Genomic DNA, 20,092 nt, shown 5'->3' on the forward strand with positions numbered 1-20,092 from the left:
AAAAGAAAAGGCCCCCCGCCAGTCCGAGGACGAAATAGCCCCAGCGCACCGGCTCGCCGCCGAAGGTGCCGAAATGGAGCGCGAAGAAGACCGAGACGATGCGCGACCAGAGCCCCTGGTGTCCCGGCAGGTACTGGGTATCCAGGATCTCGCCCGAGACCGGGTTCATGACCGTGAAGCCCATGAGCCGCACCAGATGACGCCGATCCTCGCCCCAGACCACCAGGCTCGCGCCCCGCGTCCCCGCGCGTCGGTACTGAAGCTTGAGCGGTCTCAGCCCCGGTTCGAGGGTTCGGACCCGTTCGATCAGCTCGGACGGCGGGAGCATGGCGGCGGGACGCGCGTCCGGCTTCGCCACGGCGAAGGGATTGCTCGCCTGCATGAGTGGGCGCATCTGGCCCTGGTAGACGATGCGGTCCAGACCGGCGTAGATACTGTCGTGCAGACCGAAGACGACGGCCGTCAGGGCGATGGCCAGATGGAAGGGAAGACTGGCGACGCCGACCAGATTGTGCGCATCCAGCCACTTGCGCTTGACGCCGCGTCCGAGACGCAGGGCGAGCAGATCCTTGCCCGCCGAGGGGAGCCAGACGATGAGCCCGGAGACTAGCGCGATCACGTAGAGGGCGCTGACCAGTCCCATGACCGTCGTGCCGAATTCCAGCCCGCCAGGCAGCGCGGCGGTGCGGTGGACATGATCCACCAGATCGGCCGCGCCTTCGGTCGGACGCTCGGCGACGACCGGCGCGCCTTCGGCGTCCAGGATCGCCGTCCATTGGGTCGCGGCTTCGCGCCCCTCCTGCCAGGCGAGATAGACCCGGTCGCGTTTGGGGCCGGTCAGGTGCAGCCTGAACTCGGCCTGGGCATCCGGCCGCTCGGCAAGGACTCGCTCGATGAGCCTCTTGGCCCGATCGATGGGGATGGCCCGGGGTGGTTCGCCTTCCGCCGTCCAGCGCGACAGCGGGCCCTCGAATACCGTGAGGGCACCGGCATAGAAGGCGATGAAGAGCGCCAGACCGGCGATGACTCCGGTCCAGGTGTGGACGCCCTTGTAGATCCGGACGACCTCGGCTGAAACGATTCTGCTCAATGGGGTTCACCCGGCGAGATGGCGGCAGAGGACGAGCCCCGAGAAGGCCAGCAGGTTGGCCGTGCCCAGCCAGATCCAGGCCCGTGCTCCGCTGCGGAAGAGATAGACGAGGCTCTGGACCCCGAGCCAGATCGGGGCCACGAGCCACATGACGAATTGGGTCTTGTTCGGGGCCCCCGGACCCTCGCCGCACCAGGCCGCCAGGCCGGCGAGGGCGAAGGCCAGACCGAGCCCGAGCACCAGGCCGGCCGAGGTTTTGCCGATCCAGTCGCGCTGCATCCCGGCCATGGCGGCTAGCGTCGTCCGCGGCCGGTCGTGAAGGCCCCCAGCACGGGGAGCAGGATGAGACAGGCCATGCCGATCGTCAGGATGGCGAAGAAGGCGGTGGTCGGGCGCAGCGTCAGCGACCAGAGTGCCCAGCCGAGGGCAAGGAGCCCCAGCCCATAGGCAAGGCTGCGCCGCCCCGCGAACGGCTGGCGCAGGAACTGCTGGCGGGGAAGTCCGAGATAGAGACTGGCCGAACCGGCGGCCGTTGCGATCACAGCCGAGGTCACCGACATGCTGTCGAGGGTAGGGGTCAAGGAAACCTCTTTGAACAAATAATAAGAACGATTCGTATTTTGTATAATAACCTCGATTATGCGCGATCGGGCGCCGCGACTCCTATGCGAGAGACAGGAAAATGCATGAATCAGAAAACGGGACGCGCGCAGGGAAGGGGATTCCGGGCGAGGTGCGTCGGATTACGCGTGGAGAGCTGATCGGTGCCGCCGAAAAACGCCTGGGCCCCGGCTATTGGCTGGATGACGACGAGATCGGGGAGGATGCCCCTGTGCTGGAGGGGCATTTCGAGACACTCGAGCTGCGACCGGGATTGACCCTGCATACCTCTGCTGCACGGGATCTCCAATCGCTCCGCTCGGGCCATGTGCTTCAGCCCGGCATTCGAATCCTGGCCGTCGTCGGTGGCGAAACCGAGCTGTCGTTCGGTCACCGGAAACTGCGGCTCGGGCCCCAGACGCTCGATCCGGCCGAGCGTTCAAAGGGAGCCATGGTGAGTCTGGCCGAGCCGGACGTCTTCAGCCGCCGATGGTGCCGGGGCGCCCGGGAGCGCAAGGTGAGTCTGACCCTGACGGCCGAGTGGATGGATCTCGAGACCAGCTCGGAGCTGGCGGATTTTGCCCGCAGTCATCTGGCCTACCAGCCCTGGATCCTGACCCCCAAATCGATCGAGCTGGCACGGCAGATCCTGGAGCCCTCGTCCCTGCAGCCGGGTCTGCAGCGCCTGCGTCTGGAGGGACGCTGCATCGATCTGGCGCTGGAGGCATTGTCCTCGCTGGCGCGTCCGGAGCCCTACGGCACGACCTTGCGCGAGATCGACCGCAGGCGTCTCGTCCGGCTCGACGAACTGCTGCACAGCGAGGAGGTGCTCGGCTGTTCCATGGCCGAGATTGCCCGCACGGTCGGCAGCAACACCACCACGCTCCAATCGCTGGCCCGGGGTGCCTGGGGCTGCTCGATCTTCGAGCGGTTGCGCGCCATCCGCATGGAGAAGGCGCTGGGTATGCTGGTGCGCGGAGGCAGCGTGGGCGAGGCCGCCGAGATCGCCGGTTATGGATCACCGAGCAACTTCTCGGCTGCCTTCCGGCGGCACTACGGCTTCACCCCCAGCCGCGCGAGACGGGAGCGCGCGGCTTGAGATGCTGTCTTTAAGGTCTGGTCCGCACAGCGCACTCTACCGAGACGTTGGCAGTGCGTCGTAGGGTCCGCTGTGCGGACCGAATCGCCGAGATCCTCGTCCGGACCCCTTCAGCTTCGGGCCGACGGATGGGGCGCCTCCATCGGACCGAGCTCGCCGGACTGCTGCGGGCACGAACCGCTCGACAGCGCGGACAGCGGGATCGAGACGGCCGCAGGAACGGCAGGCGAGGCCGTCTGCGGCACGCTGGCCGTCCGCAGCTCCTCGCGGGCGTGTCGTACCACGGCGAGCCCGGAGGAAAGCGCCAGCCCGGCCATGACGAGGGCGACGATCAGATCCGGCCAGGCGCTGCCCGTGCCGAAGACGCCCGCGGCCGCCAGCAGCACCGCGACGTTCCCGATGGCATCGTTGCGGCTGCAGAGCCACACGGAGCGCTGGTTGGCGTCGCCCTCGCGGTAGGCGTAGAGCATGAACGCGACCCCGGCGTTGGCCAGCAGCGCCAGGACGGCGATCAGGCCCATGGTCACCGGCTCGGGAGGCACGCCAGCGAGTGCGCCCCAGGCGATCTTGCCGAGGATGAAGACCCCGAAGACCGCCATCGACAGTCCCTTCACCAGGGCCGCGCGCGATCGCCATAGCAATCCCATCGAGAGCACCGCCAGCGAGATGCCGTAGTTCGCCGCATCACCGGCGAAGTCGATGGCGTCGGCCAGCAGCGAGACCGAGCCCGCATGCAGGCCACCGACCACCTCCACCCCGAACATCGCGGCATTGACGATCAGCGCCACCCACAGGGCCTTGCGAAAGCGCGAGCCGACCATGGCCGGGGCCGAGCATACGGAATCACAGCAACCTGCACCCATTCAGATTCTCCTCTCGATAACCATATCGTCGGAGTAAAAACCCTGTAGTCGCTACAGGGTCAAGGGGTAGCATCGAGGTCACTGCCGTTCCGGTCGCGCGGCAGGACAGCATCCAGACGGGCGTCTCCGGGACGCCCGGTCGACATCGAGGAGATCGAAATGCGAATTGGCGAGCTGGGGGCGGCGGCGGGCGTCGAGGTGGAGACGATCCGCTATTACGAGAAACGCGGCCTGCTGCCCGAACCGGGCCGCGGCGCTAACGGCTATCGGATGTACGCGCAGACGCACCTCGAGCGTCTCGCCTTCATTCGTCACTGTCGCGCCCTGGATATGTCGTTGGACGACATCGGGCGGCTCCTGGAGTTGACGGCCCATCCGGAGGCCGAGTGCCGCGACGTGGGTCGGCTGATCGATGGCCAGCTGATCCGGGTCCGGGAACGTCTCAACAGTCTGCACGCGCTGGAGCGGCAGCTGCAGTTCCTGCGTGCGCGCTGTAGCTCTCGGGAACAGACGGGAAACTGCGGCATTCTGCACGAACTGATCGCGGCGTCCCAAGGCGAGCCCTGCGTGTGCCATTCGACCGAGGAGAAAGCGAAGTCGAGGAGGATATGCGGATCGACCGGTTTTTATTGCAAAAGATAATCAGACGCATTAACTTTCACGAGTCGCTGGAATCGTGCTCGCCAGACTCGTGCGCGAGGAGATTTCCGGTCTCAGCGATCAAGGCGCGATGGCTCGCTTCTCCTTTGGGAGCAGTCGAGCCGCAAGGATCGAAGCGGGACATCGCGGATCTCGTATTGGAAACACACGGAGCACAAGCAGATGAAATCGAGTGCGATCCTTCTTGCCAGCCTGCTGGCCGCCGGGTCCTCCTGGGCATATGCGGACTGTGAATTCACGGTCGAGGTCAACGACACCATGACCTACCCGATTGCCCAGATAGTCGCCAGCTCCAGCTGTGAAGCCATCAAGGTCACGGTGACCCACAAGGGAACCCTGGATGCCAATGTGATGGGACACAACTGGGTGCTCGCCAAGACCGACGACGTTCAGGCGATCGCCACCGAGGGCATGATGGCCGGCGCCGACAACAACTATCTCAAGCCCGGCGACACGCGCGTGCTGGCGCACACCGACATCGTGGGTGCGGGCGCGACGTCCAGCACCAGCTTCTCGCCGAGCATCCTCGAGGCCGGCCAGAGCTACGATTTCTTTTGCTCCTTCCCCGGCCACTGGGCCTCGATGAGGGGCAAATTCGTCCTCGAATGAGTCCGGGGCGTGGCGGCAGCCTCTGACTCCGCCCATGGCCGAGATGCGTCGAGTGTCCTGCCGCCCCTTGGATCGGTGCGCTCTTCGCGGGCGCCCCTCGGCCATGGCGCGCGATCGCATCTCGCATCTTCATTCGATTCGACACGGGCAGCGTCTTGTGGTGCGCATCCCTGTCCTCTCTGAAACCACGATCGGTGAGATACGCGAGGTTGCGGCGCCGATCGGCCGGAAGAACCTGCTATGACCGAAATCATCGACGCGCAGCAGTTGGTGGCCCGTACGCTCGGACTTCTGTCCCGTGCGGCGATCGACGGTGTCTGCAAGGGACGCCTCAAGGAGCTGGTCCTCCATCTCGAATGCGTTGCGGGAGACCAGTCCCTGGATCCGTCCATCCGGGGCGCGGCGGAAGGCCTGTCCGCGGAATGGAAGCGGATCTATGACCGCGAATTCGGCGAGACGACCGAGCTGCACTGAACCGCGCTGGTTGCCGATCGGTGCGCGCGCGAGGGCGGGGCGGAGGCGCCCGTCAGTAGAACCCTTCAAGGGTGAAGTCCGAGAAGACCATCGGCCAGGCGGCGATGACGACGAACAGGCCGAACAGCAGCATGGACAGCCGGGTCCAGCGCGGCTGGGCGGCGGCGATGACGCCTTCGACGGAGGCGACGCGGCGCAGCGGTTCGGCGATACCGACCATCAGACCGTAGAAGGTCGCCGCGAACAGGGTCAGGTACATGGGATAGCCGATGTAGTGGTAGTCGGCCTGCAGGATGCAGAAGGGGCAATGATGGGTCGGCAGTTCGTAGTGGTAGGACGAAATGAAGGCGATGATCGAGGCCAGCGAGATCCCGAGCATCGATAGAGACAGGCCCGCCAGCAGATACCGCAGCCTGGGTCTCGCCTGGCGCAGGTTGAGCGTTCCGGCCGCCAGATAGACTGCGGTTCCGCCGAAGAAGGCGATCATCAGCGGGAAAACCGGCAGGCCGGCGATCTCGGCACCGACGCCCGCGCCCGAGCCGCTGAAGAGCGTGCCGCAGCAGGAGGTGATGACGCTGGGATCGAGCCCGAGGAAGAAGCGGAAGAGCAGCCAGGTCTCCAGGGCGAGCAGCGGGGCGAGCAGCAGGAGCAGGCCGTACTTGAGGCGGGTCAGGGGGTAGTCCTCGGCGCGCTGGTCGATGCGGTTGAGCAGGATCCAGACGGCGCAGAAGAGGAGTCCTAGGATCTTCGCCCCCAACACCCACCAGCCCACCGGATTGGCGTTCAGGGTGCCGGTCGCGCACATGGCGCCGACGAAGATGGCGTGGATGTCCTCCAGGGTGTAGAGGAAGATCAGCGCGGACAGGATTTCCAGCGCCATCGCATGGCCCATCAGGGTCGAGAGCAGATAGGTCTTGCGTTCCAGCGCGAGCTGTTCCTCCGAGCTGCTGTCGAGATCCCAGCGGACCAGGACGATGGCGCCGAGATAGGCCCCGTACAGCACCAGCCCCAGGACCAGGACGGCGGTGATCAGCAGGCCGAGGATGCCCGGATGCAGGATCATCCGTCACCGTCCAGGATGCGGCCGTCGCGCATGGTCGCGACCCGGTCGATCAGTGGGCTGTCGTGGACCAGCGGATCGTGGGTGGCGATGACGACGGTCTTTCCCTGACCGCGCAACGTTTCGAAGATTTGCATCAGCTCGCCCGAGAGACCGGCATCCAGGTGGGCCGTCGGCTCGTCGGCGAGGATCGCCTGGGGCGCGTTGATCAGTGCCCGGGCGATGGCCACGCGCTGGCGCTCGCCACCCGAGAGCGCCTCGACCTTGAAGCCCTTGCGATGGGCGAGGCCGAGCTGCTCGATCAGTTCCAACGCCCGGCGTTTGGCCGCCGTGAACCCGATCTCCAGCGGATAGAGCGGCAGCATGACGTTTTCCAGCACGCTGATGCCCGGGATCAGATGCAGCTGCTGGAAGACGAAACCGAAGGTGTCGCGCCGCACCCCGGTCAGAAAGCGTTCCGGCAGCTTGGCGACATCCCGTCCGGCGACCAGGATCCGGCCCGAGGTGGGACGGATCATGCAGCCGATCAGGGCCAGCAGGCTGGTCTTTCCCGAACCGCTCGGCCCCTTCAGGACCAATATTTCGCCATGGCCGATGTCCAGCGAGACCTCGTCGACGGGGCGCACCTCGTTGGGCCGCCCCTGGTTGTAGACACGGGTGACGTTCTCGAGGGTGATCATTTCACGACTCATGAGGCCCTCATGACCCGGTCCGGATCCGTGATCGCGGCCTTCCACGAGGGCACGACGGTGGCGACGATGTAGGGCACGACGGTGAGCGAGAAGAGCACGCCGAGCGCATAGGGGTCGAGCTGCGGGGCCAGATCGATCGCGGGGAAGAGCGTCGACCAGCCCTCGAGGACCGGCATCAGCAGCTCGGACCCGAACCGTTGGACGTGCGCGTAGCCCGCCGTCACCCCGGCCAGGAAGGCGACCAGGGCGAGCGCCGCGCCTTCCCAGAGCTTGAGCTCCAGGATGTCCGAGGTCTCCCAGCCGATCGCCTTGAGGATACCGATCTCGCGCCGCTCGTCGGCCGAGAGACCCGTGGCCTTGTCCCAGGCGAGGATCATGAAGGCCGCCATCGCGCCCAGGAACATGGCCAGCAGCAGGCCGCCACGCCAGTTGAACAGGGTCTCGTAGGTGCGCTGGATCTCGGCGTGGCTGATGGGCCGCGCGTCGGGCAGGCGCTCCAGGATCTTGCGCGAGATGTTGTCGACCTCATGCGGGTTGTAGACCTCGACCATCAGGTCCGTGGCCCGGTCGTCCGGCATTCCGAAGTGGGCCTTGAGATCCGCCTCCGGGAGCAGGATGAGATCGTTGGTCAGCAGCCGGGACGGGCTCGCGAACAGACCGATCACCTCGTACTCCTGCATCCAGCCCCGCGCGTCCCTGAGCGAGACCATGCCGCCGATACGCGTGCCGCGCACCCGGGCCACGCCCTCGCCGATCAGGCAGACGCGACGCTGTCCGGGCATGATGAAGGATCCCTCGACCAGGCGCAGCGGGGTCGACCCGGGGGACTCGAGTCCTTGATCGCCGATGCCGAGCAGCGTGTAGTTGGCCCCGGTGTAGATGTCGTAGTAATAGCCCCAGTAGCGCGGCGTGACGGAGCCCACGCCCGGCAGCCGGGCGATGAGCTCGCCATAGTCGAGCGGGATCAGTGCATGCCGTCCGGCCATGGCCCGCTGCACCAGCAGCTGCGGCGATGCCTCGAGCGTCGCCAGCGCCTCCGTGCGCAAGGCGCCGGTCAGAAAGACGATCGACGACAGCAGAAAGACCAGGGCGGCGAAGACGAGCACGAGCCCCAGATTCTTCGTCCGCCGCCGCAGCATCGACGAGAGGGCGAATTCGAGGATCTTCAAATGCCGTCCGAGATGATAGGAGCCCATGGTCAAGGAGCCCTATGACGCGATGGAGCCGACCCGGCCTCGACCGGCATCCTCAGCGGCTCGGGCGGGGCGATGATCGAACCGGCGGGAAAGTGCTCGATGGACGAGGGAAAGTCCTGGAAGGCCGCGAAGCGGTCGGCCTGAGACGGATGCCGGGTGTAGCGCGCCTCGGTCCAGAGCGCCAGGTCGGTGAGTCCGAGCTTGGAGACCAGCGCGCGCTTGTCGGCGAGTTCGGATTGCAGCCGCTCGGCGCTGGGGGCGGACTGCAGATGCAGCGTCGCCAGCAGACCCAGCTCGGCGCTCAGGAGTCCGAAGAGGATGTGATACTTCATTCGTGCGTCCTGTCGGTCTCCGTCTTCTCAGTCCGGGATATCGGTCGATCCGATCTCGTCGAAACGCAGGATGCGATTGCCGCCGTGGTCAAGCATGAAGGCATCCGCAGCCTCCTTCCCCTTGACCGGGACGAACTCGTGACCCATCGGACCCAGCACGTCGCTGCCCAGCACGAAGTAGAGCTGCTCCGCGCGCATGATCCGGTTGCTGTAGTATTCGGTGACATAGATGGCCGCGATGTCCTCGCGGTGCTGGGCCGGTTCGTAGCGCTCGATGGCGAAGTAGTACTTGAACATGTCCTTGGAGCCGTCGAACACCGCATAGCTGCCGTCCTGGTAGAGGATCTCGGCGACCCATTGCGGGTACTTGTAGACGAACATGCCGCAGACCGGACACTTGTCGGTGCGTTGCGGCGGCACGAACTCGGGCTCGGCCGCTGATGCATTCATCATCAGGGTCAGGCTCAGTAAGGCGAGGGCGATCGGGTTTCGAATCATGGCTCAGCCTCGCATCTCGGCACGGCGCCGACGAATCAGGATGGTGTCCTCGGCCATATCCTCGTAGGCGGCCCGCAGGGCCTGATCGAAGTCCACGACCTCGGCGTGACCGGTCGCCGCCGCGCGTGCCCGCGCCCGTTCGGCATAGGCCCACTTGCTGCGCCGGGTCATGGTGCCGGGGCGGCTTGGATCGATCAGGTAGTGGAGCCCCGCGACCTCGACCAATGGCGGAATCTCCAGGTCCGAGCCGGCGTCCGCCGCATAGATGGCCTTGGGCACCAGATCCAGGTTCAGTCCCAGGCTGAGCGCGGCGCAGTGGATCGAGCAGGTCGGATCCACGGAGTCGTCGAGGTAATGGATCAGGTGCCTTGTTCGGCGCCATTTCTCGTGTCCCCGGGACATGCCGCAGTAGGGGCAGGCCGGAAATTTGCCGAGCTCGTCCACCAGCGGATGGCTGTCCCTGAGGCTGGGCAGGAATTGGAGCGGGGTCCCGGCGACGTCCTCCTCGACTCCCCGCTGCTCGATCCATTGCCAGGGTTTCGTCGGTGCGCGGTCGCTCGCCGCTGACTCGAAGGCCGCCAGGCTGCCGGCGGCCAGTGCGGTCAGGATCTCTCTTCGTTTCATGGGCATGCCCTATTCAGTTTCTGATTGCGTCCGGCCGAACCATGGTCGGGGCTCGACTCCGAGCAGTGGAGTGACCATCGCCTCCAAGCGCTCGCGGCTGATCTCGCCGAACACCTTCTCCCGCACCACACCTTGGCGGTCCAGTACGAAGCCCGTGGGAACGGCCATGATTCCGTAGCGCTTGACCGAGATTCCGCGCTGGTCGATGGCGACCGGATAGGTGACGGGGAGCAGCCGGAGGTATTCCTGGACGTCATCGAGCGGCTCGCCCTGATTGACGGCCAGCACCGTCAGACCGTCGTCCCGGTACTGCTGATAGAGCCCTTCCATCTGGGCCATGTCGATCAGACAGGGACCGCATCCGCCGGTCCAGAAATCGAGCACCACCACGCGCCCTCGGTAGTCCGACAGCCGGACCGGAGCCTTCTCCAGATCCAGGGCACTGATCTCGGGAGCCACGAGCCCAGGCGCGGTGCCCTCGGGCTTGCCGCAGCCGACCAATTGGGTGAGGAGCGCGCCAGCCAGGATCCAGGATCTCGTGCGACCGATCATCAGGCTCTCAGAATCGGTAGCTGACCGCCGCCTTGATGTTGCGGCCCGGGGATTTGAGCGATGCGAGATAGGGCTGGTAGTCCTCGTCGAGCAGGTTATCGACGCCCAGTTCCAGTGTGAGACCCGCGAGCCGCTGGCCCGGCTGCCAGGTCAGCCGAATGTCGTGGACCTCGTAGCTATCGGACGGCGTGCCATCGTTGGGGACCTCGTCCTGGGCGTCGACGAAGCGGCCGGTCCAGCCCAGGCGCAGGCCCTGTGCCGGGAAGCGCAGTCCGGCCTCCAGCGTCCAGGTGTCCGGATGGACGCTGGAGAGCGGCTCGCCCGTCGCGTCGTCCTCGCCGCGGGTCTGGGCGTAGGCGACGCCGGCCCACCAGCGCGGCGTCTCATAGCCGGCCTCCAGCTCGAATCCTTCCAGTTTGGCGTCGCGCACGTTGCGGTAGCCGGTGATGCCGCCCATGCCGCTGTTGCCCTCGACCGGACGCATGCTGAAGATGACGATCTGGTCGATGAAGTCGGTGACGTCGTTGCGGAAGGCCCGTGCCTGGAAGCGGCCCTCGTCGCCGGGAGTGAAGAGATCCCGGTCGCGCAGACGCAGACCGATCTCCTTGTTGCGGGCCTTCTCGGGGTCGAGATTCGGGTTGGGCACGAAGAGATTGGCGCATCCGCGTCCGCAGGTGAAATGGGTTCCCGAGACGAAGAGTTCGGTCGCGCTCGGCGCCCGGAAGGACTGGTTGTAGGCGGCCTGGAAGGACAGCCAGTCGGTCACGGCGACGTTCAGTCCGAGCTTGGCCGAGAGGGCGCTGTCCTCGTTGGAATCGAGTGCGTCCGAGTCGGCTTCGCTGCGGAAGCTGTCCCAGCGCAGACCCGGGACCAGGGTCCAGCGCTCGCCGATGCCGATCTCGTCTTGGAGATAGAGCCCGAATACGCTGGTCTCGCCGTCCGGATAGCTGTCGCGTGTCTGGCCGTTGCGCTCGCCCTCCACGGTGTCCCGATAGACATCGGCCCCGTAGGTCAGGACATGAGCGACTCGGCTCGGATCCCCGAGTCGCATGCTGTTGTGCAGGTCGGCCCCGATGGTTTCGAGCCGGGTCTCGTCCTTGCGGCCGTCCGACAGGCGCCGCTCCTCCATCTCCGTGCGGTTGTGATAGAGCAGCAGGGACGGGCGCAGATAGGGATCCTCGGCATCCTCGCGGTCGTAGCTGAATCTGAGGTTCTGCTGACGCGTGTCGTTGTCGACCAGGGTGTCCTCGGTCGAGGCGATCTGAGGGTTTGAGGGGATGGCCCCGTCCTGGTCGAAGGCCATGAACGAGAGACCGAAGCTGTTGATGCCGTCCGGGTTCCAGGTCCCCTTCGCCAGTCCGGAGACCCGCTCGAATGCCGAGTGGGACAGGTCCGTGCCGTCGCCGAGCCTGACGTCGTCCGCGTCCCGGTAGGCGATGTCGAGGAGATAGTCGAATTGGCCGTCGGCCGTGGCTCCATAGACGCCGGCGTTGGTGAGCCATTGATGGTTCGCGTCCTGATAGCCGAGCTTGATCCGGCCTCCAAGCGTCTGCCCCTCGCGCAGCAGATCGGCCGCATCCAGCGTCTCGAGCGCGACCACGCCGCCGAGCGCGCCGCTGCCCCAGAGTGCCGATGCGGGACCGCGCAGCAGTTCGACCCGGCCGATCAGATCCGGCTCGATGAAGACCCTGGCGTTGTGGCCGCGCACGAAATTCTGCCGCACGCCGTCGACCAGGAAGAGAATGCGCTCGTCCGAGAGTCCGCGGATCGTCAGGGTCTGGCCCTGCCCGCGCGGTCCGCCGCCGATCGCCACGTTGGGGAGGTCCCGGAGCAGATCCCCGAGGTTGGTCGGCTGCTCGCGCTCGATCGCCGCGCGGTCGAGGACGCTCACGAATTCAGGGATCTCGAAGGGATCGAGCTGGGTCTTGGCCGCGGTGACCTCGATGGAGGGCAAGCCGACCTTGACGGTCTCCTCGGCGATGGCGAGACAGAATGGCGCAAACAGGATCAGGCCGAGCGGGAGTCTGCCCAGGCCGGGCAGCGGGATGTATCTTGGCGAACGGATGGACATGGATGCGTACCTCTGATCGCGTCGTCCGGGCCGCTCGCTGATCCCCGGATTCGGGGACTGGCTGGCTGTACTTGGTGTGGATCGTCTCTATATATTAATGCGAATCAATCTCAAAATACACAATAACGAAGAAACACCAAATGTGGCCGATAAAACGGGCCGGATCAGAGCAGACGGTCGATCTCGGCCAGCAACCGCTCGTTCGTGAAGGGTTTCTCCAGTACCGCCTTGGCGCCCATATCCAGCGCCACATCCAGAAAGCTCTCATCGACCAGTCGACCGCCGCCGGAGATCGCGATCACGGGAATGTCGGAGCCAGCCTGCCTCAGATCGAAGAGCACGCCCAATCCATCCTGCTCGGGCATGATGAGATCCGTGATGATGAGGTCGGGCGATTCATGCTCCAGCGTCGACATCAAGTGGCTGCCGTTCTCGGCTTCGATCACCTCGTGTCCTGCCTTGCGCAGGACCTTGGCGAGGCTGTAACGCACCAGATCTTCATCATCGATCAGAATCAACTTCGCCATGTCGGCCTCCGGTGAATTCGCTATAGGGCAGGTAGACGGCGACACGCGTCCCCTTGCCCGGGGTACTGGTCAGCTCGACATCACCGCCAGCGCCCTTGACCAGACTCAGGACCTCCGACAGCCCGATGCCGGTCCCTTCGTGCACACCCTTGGTGGTGTAGAAGGGGTCGAACGCCCGAGCACGCTCGGTCTCGTCCATCCCCTTGCCCTGATCGGTGACGGAGAGACACAGCCAGGGGTGGTCGAGCATCTCGATTCGCGCCCTGGGAGGGGCATGTGCGACCAGGTTCAGTCCGGCCTCGATGCCGCCCTCCATGCCCTCGAGCGCATCCCGGCCATTGTTGACGAGATTCAGCACGATCGTCTCCAGATTCGATTTGGAGAGCGCGACGACGCAGGTCTCCGTCTCCGGTTCCAGGTGCGTGGAAAGTCGAATGCGGTTCGGCAGCGCCACCCGCGCCAGATCCAGGGCTCGGAGGATGGTCTCCCGGGCCGCGCAGCGGTCGTCGAACTCTGAACCGGTGCTCGATCGCGCGACGCCGAGCACCTGCGCCAGGATCTCGCGCGAACTGGTCGCGGCTTGCAGGATTCTGTCCAGGTCGCGGGCATGCTCGCTGCCGTCCGGAAGCTCATCCCGGACCGCCTCGCTCAGGGTGATGATCGGCTGCAGGTTGTTGTTCATCGCGTGCGCGATGCCTCCAAGCATCGTGCCCATCGCTAGTTGCTTACGGTCCAGGGCCAGCTTGCGCTCCATGTCCAGCTGTCGGCGGCTGGCGGCCGCTACCTCGCGCGCGAGCCGCATCGACAGCAGGGCGAGGATCAGGACCAGTGAGAGAATTGTCGTCCAAAAGGTGAGAATGATCTCGTCGAGCTCCCAGTCCTCATGGGCACGTGTGAACGCATAGACCCGATCGAAGACGTCGATCTCGGCCATCAGGGCACCGAGTGCAAGGTTCGCCAGCACGAATAGCGTCACCAGGATCCATAGGCCGCGTCTGCTGATCACAGGCGACAGATCATAAGTCTTCATGTATTTGGGGCCTGCCGAAATCAGTCGAGTATAAAAAATCCGGCAGGATCTGATGTAGTACCGGATCCCGTCAATCCAAGAATAGGCCATTCGTGTCTGTCCCTATAGAATCGGAGGCCGGTATCCGTCTTGGCCTTGGTTGTCGGGGTTCATGGGTTTGCCCCCGGTTCCAGGCGCGTTTAAGATGCGCTGCAGCGGTTCCCGGCGTCTTGACCGAGACGCGGGATTGAAAGGGAACACGGTGGGGCCACCGGCTACGGGTCGATCAAGACCCTTGCGGCCGGACCGAATCCGTGACTGTCCTCGCAACTGTGAGCGCAGAGGCAAGACCATACCCGCCACTGGCGGTCCCGGCAGCGTCCGGGACGGCTGGGAAGGCCGGTCGACGCCGTCGACGCGCGAGTCAGGAGACCTGCCGCTATTCCAGCCACCTTTGATCGGGACGAGCGATCCCGGAGGCAGTCATGCATATCGTAGACGGGGCGCTGTCGGCCCCCGTGCTGGTCTGCGGTACCCTGCTCGCGGCCGCCGGCATCGCCCGGGGCGCGCGGGATCTGAATCTTGAGCGCATTCCAAGCGCGGGTCTGCTGAGCGCGGCCTTCTTCGTCGCCTCGCTGGTCCATGTCCCCATCGGACCCTCCAGCGTCCATCTCATCCTGAACGGGCTGGCGGGCCTGGTTCTGGGCTGGATCAGCTTTCCGGCGCTCTTCGTCGGTCTGTTGCTGCAGGCGCTCTTCTTCGGCTTCGGCGGTCTGACCGTCCTGGGCGTCAATACGCTCGACATCGCCCTGCCGGCGGTCATCGTCGGTCTGCTGTGTCGGCCCGGCGTGCGCTCGGCCAATGCCGCGCTGGCGGCCTTCTGGGGCGGGATCGCCGGGGCGCTCACCATCGCCCTGACCGCGCTCATGGTGGCCGCCGTGCTGGCCCTGAGCGGCGATGCCTTCATTCCGGCGGCCAAGCTGGTCGTGATCGCCCATGTCCCGGTCATGCTGATCGAGGGGTTGCTGTGCGCGGCTGCGGTGACGCTCGTCCGCAAGGTCAAACCGGAGCTGTTCGGGATGCCGGCCGATGCGTCGGCGGCGGGTCTGCGGGCGGCGGAGGTGCGGTCATGAGCCAGGTGTCGAAGATCCAAAGGCGTCGCCGGTTGTTGTCATGTCTGGCGCTGATCTGTCTGCCGATAGTGATGAACGCGGCTTGGGCGCACAAGGTCTTGCTCGGTCTCTGGCCGGACGGGTCGGACATCGAGGGTGAGCTGGGATTCTCCAATGGCGATATGGCCGCGCCCGGTACGCTGGTAGAGGTCCTGGGACCGGACGGCGAACCCATCGGCGAGACCCGGGTGACCGAGGAGGGTCTCTTCCGCTTTACGCCGACGCGCTCGGTGCCTCACACCTTCCGCGCCAATCTCGGGGCCGGCCATGTGGCCAAGGCGAGTCTGCCCATGGACGAGATGCCCAAGATCCGCGGCTCCGGCACCCCCGCCGGTGAGGCGGCCTCCGCCGATTCCCAAGCGGTCGTGCCGGTCTCCGCGGAGCGGCCGGCGGATGCACCGACACTGGATCCGACCGGTCTCGAGACGCTGATCGCCGAGGCGGTCCGACGCGAGGTCAAACCGCTGCGCCGGGAGATGCCGTCACCCTGGGACACGCCCTGCACCGGCTGCGGATGCCCGAGTCGATCGTGCAGCTCCTCCAGTTCACGGTGCGCTATGTCGAGGTCGTCGAGCGCGAGTTCGGCCGCATGCGTACCGCCATGCGCGCGCGCGGCTTCGTGCCCGGCAACGATCTGCACACCTACCGCACCCTGGGCTATGCTCTGGGGATGCTGCTGGTGCGCAGCCTGGAGCGCTCCGAGCGGGTGCTCTACGCCATGAAATGCCGCGGCTTCGTGGGACGCTTCCATGTGATCGTGGAACTTCGCTTCGGCATGCCGGACGCGCTCCTGGCCCTGCTGCTGAGCGTCCCGCTCGCCGTCCTGGTACTCATGGAGATCCGACTCGGATCCGCGCATTGAATATCCCGAGCAGTGGGCCGTCGTGCGGCGCATGATCCACGCCAGCGCCGACTTCGAACGCATCGCCACGGACCTCTCGCGGCTGCGCGGCCAGTCGGTCAACTATCTCTCCCTGCTGCTGATCCGCAATCCCCATCGTCGGAATCGGGTGGTTCGCAGACGCTAGCCTGGCATCGACGCTCACGGAACCTCTTCGATTCTTCGGTCATCGAAGTCTCAATGGGTCCAGATCCCTGGTCCCAATCCACCGTGACGGGCGTTATCCTCCAACACGCCCGCTGGACGCAATCAGGAGATGCGCATGCTCGCCTCGAACCCGACCTTCATCTACTGGACGCTCGCCATACTCGCCTTGGTGTCCGTCGCCTTCCTGGTCGGCTGGCGCTTCAGACGGAACGCAATAAACAGACGGGCGGTCGCACGGACGCAGCCCCCCGCCGAGAGCCGTTCCTGGCACCAGCTCGACGCCGCCCAGACGCTGACCGAGCTCGAGGTGACCGAGACGGGACTCGAGACCTCGGAGGCACTCGCGCGTCTTGAGCGCCACGGCCCCAACCGGCTCCCCGAGCCCGAGACGCGCGGCCCGCTGATGCGCTTCCTGGCCCAGTTCCATAACGTCCTCATCTATGTGCTGCTCGCCGCCGGTGTGGTCACGGGACTCCTTCAGCACTGGCTGGACGCCGGCGTCATCCTGGGCGTGGTGCTGATCAACGCGGCCATCGGCTTCGTCCAGGAGGGCAAGGCCGAGGACGCACTGCGCGCCATTCGCCAGATGCTCTCGCCCCACGCCATGGCCTGGCGCGACGGACGTCTGACGACCCTGGACGCGGCCGATCTGGTGCCGGGCGACCTGGTGCAGCTGCAGTCCGGCGACAAGATCCCGGCCGACCTGCGGCTGCTGCGCGCCAAGGGCCTGCAGATCGAGGAGGCGGCCCTGACCGGAGAATCCGTGCCGGTCGACAAGGTCGTGGGTGCGCTGCCGCTCGAGACGCCGCTCGCCGACCGTCGCTGCATGGCCTACTCTGGCACCCTGGTCACGCACGGGCAGGGGACCGGTATCGTGGTCGCGACCGGTGCGGAGACCGAGATCGGGCGCATCAGCGCCCTGGTGTCGGGGGTGGAGCAGCTGACGACGCCTCTGCTGCGCCAGATGGCCCAGTTCGGCCGCTGGCTCACCGCCGCCATCCTGGCGCTCGCGACCCTCACCTTCTGCTTCGGCGTTCTGGTCCGCGACTATACGGCCGCCGAGATGTTCCTGGCCGCGGTCGGGCTGGCGGTGGCGGCCATCCCCGAGGGATTGCCGGCCATCATGACCATCACGCTGGCGATCGGCGTGCGCCGCATGGCCGGACGCAACGCCATCATCCGCCGGCTGCCGGCGGTCGAGACCCTGGGCACCGTGGGCGTCATCTGCTCGGACAAGACGGGTACCCTGACCCGCAACGAGATGACGGTGAGCCGTCTGCTGACCGCCGAACGCGCATTCACCCTCAGCGGCACCGGCTACGATCCGCACGGCGCCATCCTGCTCGACGGCGAACCCTATGCAACTCAACAGGATCCCGTCCTGACCGAGGCCCTGCGCGCCGCGCTCCTGTGTAACGACGCCGCACTGACCCCGGCCGAGGGCGAGTGGCGCGTCCAGGGCGATCCCATGGAGGGCGCCCTGCTGGTGGCGGGCATCAAGGGCGGTCTGGATCCCGAGATGCTCGCCAGCGAGTTGCCGCGCACGGACCTCATCCCCTTCGAGTCCGAGCACAAGTTCATGGCGACCCTGCATCACGACCATGTCGGCGAGTCCTTCATCTTCGTCAAGGGCGCGCCCGAGGCGCTGCTGGAGATGTGCTCCAGACAGCGGGTTGCGGGAGGAACGGCCGACATCGACCGCGCCTTCTGGCTCGAACGAATGGAGGGGCTGGCCGCGCAGGGCCAGCGGGTGCTGGCGGTCGCGGCCCGGCCGGCGGAGCGGCATGCCACCGACTTGGTGTTCGACGATCTGGGGCGGGATCTCGTCATGCTGGCCCTGATCGGTCTCATGGATCCGCCGCGCGAGGAGGCGATCGCCGCCGTCGAGGTCTGCGCCCGTGCCGGCATCCGGGTGAAGATGATCACGGGCGACCATGCCTCCACGGCCATGGCGATCGCGGGTCAGGTGGGGCTCGCCAATTCGAACGTCGTGCTCACCGGACGGGATCTCGACGCCATGGACGAGGACGCGCTGCGCCGGCGCGCCGAGGAGGTCGACGTCTACGCCCGGGTCACCCCGGAGCACAAGCTGCGCCTGGTGCAGCGGCTGCAGGAATCGGATCGGATCGTCGCCATGACCGGGGACGGCGTCAACGACGCCCCGGCGCTCAAGCGGGCCGACGTGGGCGTCGCCATGGGGATCAACGGCACCGAGGCGGCCAAGGAGGCGGCCGAGATGGTGCTCGCCGACGACAATTTCGCCTCCATCGCCAGCGCGGTCGAGGAGGGGCGCACGGTCTACGACAACCTCAAGAAGGCCATCCTCTTCATCCTGCCGACCAATGGCGGCGAGGCGCTGGTGGTGCTGGGGGCCATCCTCTTCGGCTTCCATCAGTTCCCCCTGACCCCGGTCCAGATCCTCTGGGTCAACATGATCACGGCCGTCACCCTGGCATTGGCGCTCGCCTTCGAGCCGCCCGAGCCGGGCGTCATGGGCCGCCCGCCGCGCAACGCGCGAGAGCCGGTGCTGACCCCGGCCTTCCTGTGGCGCATCGGCTATGTCTCGGTCATCCTCATGGCCGGGACCTTCGGCCTCTTCCTCTGGGAGCTGGAGCGGGATGCGAGCATCGAGCAGGCGCGGGCGGTCGCCGTCAACACACTGGTCTTCTTCGAGATCTTCTATCTGCTCAACGCGCGCTACATCAACGCGCCCGTGCTCAATCGCGCCGGACTCACAGGCAACCCCTACGTGCTGCTCGCGATCGGGCTGCTGGTCCTGTTCCAGCTCGCCTTCACCTATCTCGAGCCGATGCAGGCCCTGTTCGGCGTTGCCGCGATCGACTGGGTGGTCTGGGTGCGCATCGTTTTGGTGACCTCCTCGGTGCTCTTCATCGTCGAGCTTGAGAAATGGCTGACGCGCCGCAGACGGCTTGCGGGGTGAATCTCTTTTCCCTGGAGCAAAAATGACTGTGAACGCGGAATTCGACGACCCGAGCGATTGGCAGGGCGAGCTGCTCGATCCCAAAAACGACTACGTCTTCAAGCGCGTCTTCGGCGAGGATCCCGCCTTGCTGGTATCGCTGATCAATGATCTGCGTCCCGACTTGCCCGAGATTCGGTCGGTGGAGATCCTCAATCCAGGCATCAACGCCGAGGAGCTGCGCGGCAAGTACATCGTGCTCGACGTCCTCGCGCGCGATGCCGAGGGACATGCCTACAATATCGAGATCCAGGTGCGCCGTTACGGAGCCTGGCATCAGCGGGCGCTCTACTATCTGGCGCGGATGCTGGCGACTCAACTGGACGCCGGCGAGGATTACGATCGGTTGCGGGCGGCGGTCGGGATCCATCTCCTGGATTTCGACCTTTTTACGGAGACGCCCGAGCAATGCGCTCAAGCCCTGTGGCGGTTCGAGATGCGCGACGCGCATCAGCCGCAAGTGACCTTGGGAAACCAGCTTCAGCTGACCCTGATCGAGCTGAAGAAGGCGGATCGTCTGAGACAGGGGGCGGGACCATTGGGTGACTGGGTGAGCTTCTTCGAGCATTGGCGGGAGGAACAGATCATGACTGAGATCGAGCATGCACCGATTCGCGAGGCGCTGAATCGGGTACATCGGCTGAGTGCGGACGAGGAGGCACGCCGGATGGCGTTCGTGCGCGAGCGGGCGCTGCGCGACGAGGTGTCCTTGCTGAAGGAGGCGCGTGAAGAGGGCAGAGAGGAAGGACGGGAGGAAGGACGGGAGGAAGGACGGGAGAAGGGACGAGAGGAGGGGAGATTGGAAGCGGCCCGGAATACCGCCCGCAATCTCATCGCGCTGGGCGGGCTCAGCGATGGACAGATTGCGCAGGCGACCGGTCTGACTCTGGAGCAGGTCGAGGCACTGCATTAATCTCCGCCCCTACGTCCGAGATT

Annotated in this window: 23 protein-coding genes and 1 riboswitch; of the genes, 9 read left to right on the forward strand and 14 right to left on the reverse strand. The window is 65.9% G+C overall.

Translation table 11 applies throughout. The features are described from left to right. The 3 genes from D779_RS03795 to D779_RS03805 form a co-directional block, all read right to left on the reverse strand. Window positions 1-1,090, reverse strand: a 1,090-nt coding sequence (locus D779_RS03795) for a PepSY-associated TM helix domain-containing protein (protein ID WP_052347792.1), incomplete at its 3' end; no start/stop codon positions are given. Between the two features lie 6 nt (window positions 1,091-1,096). Beyond that, entirely contained in the window at window positions 1,097-1,378 is a 282-nt protein-coding gene (locus tag D779_RS03800; protein WP_007040098.1) for a hypothetical protein, read from the reverse strand. A 5-nt stretch (window positions 1,379-1,383) separates the two neighbouring features. After that, window positions 1,384-1,671 carry a hypothetical protein gene (locus D779_RS03805; protein ID WP_157726311.1) on the reverse strand — a complete coding sequence of 96 codons (288 nt, stop codon included), beginning with the start codon at window positions 1,669-1,671 and terminating at the stop codon, window positions 1,384-1,386. A gap of 101 nt (window positions 1,672-1,772) precedes the next feature. Here D779_RS03805 and D779_RS03810 point away from each other — a divergent pair, with 101 nt between their 5' ends. Continuing rightward, the gene (locus D779_RS03810; protein ID WP_052347795.1) at window positions 1,773-2,789 is read left to right on the forward strand and encodes a helix-turn-helix transcriptional regulator; all 1,017 of its coding nucleotides are present in this window, start codon (window positions 1,773-1,775) and stop codon (window positions 2,787-2,789) included. Between the two features lie 110 nt (window positions 2,790-2,899). On the opposite strand, the gene D779_RS03815 is transcribed toward D779_RS03810, so the two are convergent. Continuing rightward, window positions 2,900-3,652, reverse strand: coding sequence for a cation transporter (locus D779_RS03815; RefSeq protein WP_081763312.1), 753 nt, complete (start codon window positions 3,650-3,652; stop codon window positions 2,900-2,902). A gap of 159 nt (window positions 3,653-3,811) precedes the next feature. Here D779_RS03815 and cadR point away from each other — a divergent pair, with 159 nt between their 5' ends. The 3 genes from cadR (at window position 3,812) to D779_RS03830 (ending at window position 5,395) form a co-directional block, all read left to right on the forward strand. Then, on the forward strand, window positions 3,812-4,294 hold the full coding sequence (gene cadR / locus D779_RS03820; protein WP_081763313.1) for a Cd(II)/Pb(II)-responsive transcriptional regulator: 483 nt from the start codon (window positions 3,812-3,814) through the stop codon (window positions 4,292-4,294). Window positions 4,295-4,474: 180 nt separating this feature from the next. Beyond that, window positions 4,475-4,921, forward strand: coding sequence for an azurin (gene azu, locus D779_RS03825; RefSeq protein WP_043749709.1), 447 nt, complete (start codon window positions 4,475-4,477; stop codon window positions 4,919-4,921). A 240-nt stretch (window positions 4,922-5,161) separates the two neighbouring features. Beyond that, window positions 5,162-5,395: a hypothetical protein gene (locus D779_RS03830; RefSeq protein WP_043749712.1), complete on the forward strand. Its 234-nt coding sequence runs from the start codon at window positions 5,162-5,164 to the stop codon at window positions 5,393-5,395. 52 nt (window positions 5,396-5,447) lie between these two features. On the opposite strand, the gene D779_RS03835 is transcribed toward D779_RS03830, so the two are convergent. From D779_RS03835 to D779_RS03880, 10 genes are all read right to left on the reverse strand, one after another. After that, the gene (locus D779_RS03835; RefSeq protein ID WP_043749715.1) at window positions 5,448-6,458 is read right to left on the reverse strand and encodes a hypothetical protein; all 1,011 of its coding nucleotides are present in this window, start codon (window positions 6,456-6,458) and stop codon (window positions 5,448-5,450) included. Further along, a complete protein-coding gene (locus D779_RS03840; RefSeq protein ID WP_094300755.1) occupies window positions 6,455-7,147 on the reverse strand; it encodes an ABC transporter ATP-binding protein in 693 nt (230 codons plus the stop codon). The genes D779_RS03835 and D779_RS03840 overlap by 4 nt, the downstream gene beginning before the upstream one ends. After that, a complete protein-coding gene (locus tag D779_RS03845; protein ID WP_043749721.1) occupies window positions 7,144-8,343 on the reverse strand; it encodes an ABC transporter permease in 1,200 nt (399 codons plus the stop codon). Before D779_RS03845 ends, D779_RS03840 begins: the two co-directional genes overlap by 4 nt. 2 nt (window positions 8,344-8,345) lie before the next feature. Continuing rightward, on the reverse strand, window positions 8,346-8,675 hold the full coding sequence (locus D779_RS03850; protein WP_052347798.1) for a hypothetical protein: 330 nt from the start codon (window positions 8,673-8,675) through the stop codon (window positions 8,346-8,348). A 27-nt stretch (window positions 8,676-8,702) separates the two neighbouring features. Beyond that, on the reverse strand, window positions 8,703-9,173 hold the full coding sequence (locus D779_RS03855) for a nitrous oxide reductase accessory protein NosL (RefSeq protein ID WP_043749723.1): 471 nt from the start codon (window positions 9,171-9,173) through the stop codon (window positions 8,703-8,705). Between the two features lie 3 nt (window positions 9,174-9,176). Continuing rightward, entirely contained in the window at window positions 9,177-9,797 is a 621-nt protein-coding gene (locus tag D779_RS03860; RefSeq protein ID WP_043749725.1) for a hypothetical protein, read from the reverse strand. 9 nt (window positions 9,798-9,806) lie between these two features. Beyond that, window positions 9,807-10,349, reverse strand: a complete 543-nt coding sequence (locus D779_RS03865; protein ID WP_052347799.1) for a TlpA family protein disulfide reductase — start codon at window positions 10,347-10,349, stop codon at window positions 9,807-9,809. Window positions 10,350-10,356: 7 nt separating this feature from the next. Continuing rightward, a complete protein-coding gene (locus D779_RS03870; RefSeq protein ID WP_043749728.1) occupies window positions 10,357-12,420 on the reverse strand; it encodes a TonB-dependent hemoglobin/transferrin/lactoferrin family receptor in 2,064 nt (687 codons plus the stop codon). A gap of 164 nt (window positions 12,421-12,584) precedes the next feature. Continuing rightward, window positions 12,585-12,947 (reverse strand): response regulator transcription factor, encoded by a 363-nt coding sequence (locus tag D779_RS03875; protein WP_043749731.1) that lies wholly within the window; start codon window positions 12,945-12,947, stop codon window positions 12,585-12,587. Continuing rightward, window positions 12,922-13,977 carry a sensor histidine kinase gene (locus tag D779_RS03880; protein ID WP_043749734.1) on the reverse strand — a complete coding sequence of 352 codons (1,056 nt, stop codon included), beginning with the start codon at window positions 13,975-13,977 and terminating at the stop codon, window positions 12,922-12,924. The genes D779_RS03875 and D779_RS03880 overlap by 26 nt, the downstream gene beginning before the upstream one ends. 178 nt (window positions 13,978-14,155) lie before the next feature. Next, a riboswitch (cobalamin riboswitch) is annotated at window positions 14,156-14,411 on the forward strand. Window positions 14,412-14,441: 30 nt separating this feature from the next. Here D779_RS03880 and cbiM point away from each other — a divergent pair. The 5 genes from cbiM to D779_RS03905 all read left to right on the forward strand — a co-directional run bounded on the left by cbiM (window position 14,442) and on the right by D779_RS03905 (window position 20,069). After that, complete coding sequence (gene cbiM, locus D779_RS03885) at window positions 14,442-15,089, forward strand: cobalt transporter CbiM (RefSeq protein ID WP_043749736.1); 648 nt, start codon at window positions 14,442-14,444, stop codon at window positions 15,087-15,089. A 526-nt stretch (window positions 15,090-15,615) separates the two neighbouring features. Next, window positions 15,616-15,990, forward strand: a complete 375-nt coding sequence (locus D779_RS03895; protein ID WP_269747368.1) for an energy-coupling factor transporter transmembrane component T family protein — start codon at window positions 15,616-15,618, stop codon at window positions 15,988-15,990. A 31-nt stretch (window positions 15,991-16,021) separates the two neighbouring features. After that, complete coding sequence (locus tag D779_RS23090) at window positions 16,022-16,156, forward strand: hypothetical protein (protein ID WP_269747366.1); 135 nt, start codon at window positions 16,022-16,024, stop codon at window positions 16,154-16,156. Window positions 16,157-16,291: 135 nt separating this feature from the next. Further along, entirely contained in the window at window positions 16,292-19,117 is a 2,826-nt protein-coding gene (locus tag D779_RS03900; RefSeq protein ID WP_043749884.1) for a cation-transporting P-type ATPase, read from the forward strand. A gap of 22 nt (window positions 19,118-19,139) precedes the next feature. Then, on the forward strand, window positions 19,140-20,069 hold the full coding sequence (locus D779_RS03905) for an Rpn family recombination-promoting nuclease/putative transposase (RefSeq protein ID WP_052347800.1): 930 nt from the start codon (window positions 19,140-19,142) through the stop codon (window positions 20,067-20,069). Window positions 20,070-20,092: the final 23 nt, after the last annotated feature.

This window comes from Imhoffiella purpurea (assembly GCF_000585215.1).
Taxonomy (GTDB): domain Bacteria; phylum Pseudomonadota; class Gammaproteobacteria; order Chromatiales; family Chromatiaceae; genus Imhoffiella; species Imhoffiella purpurea.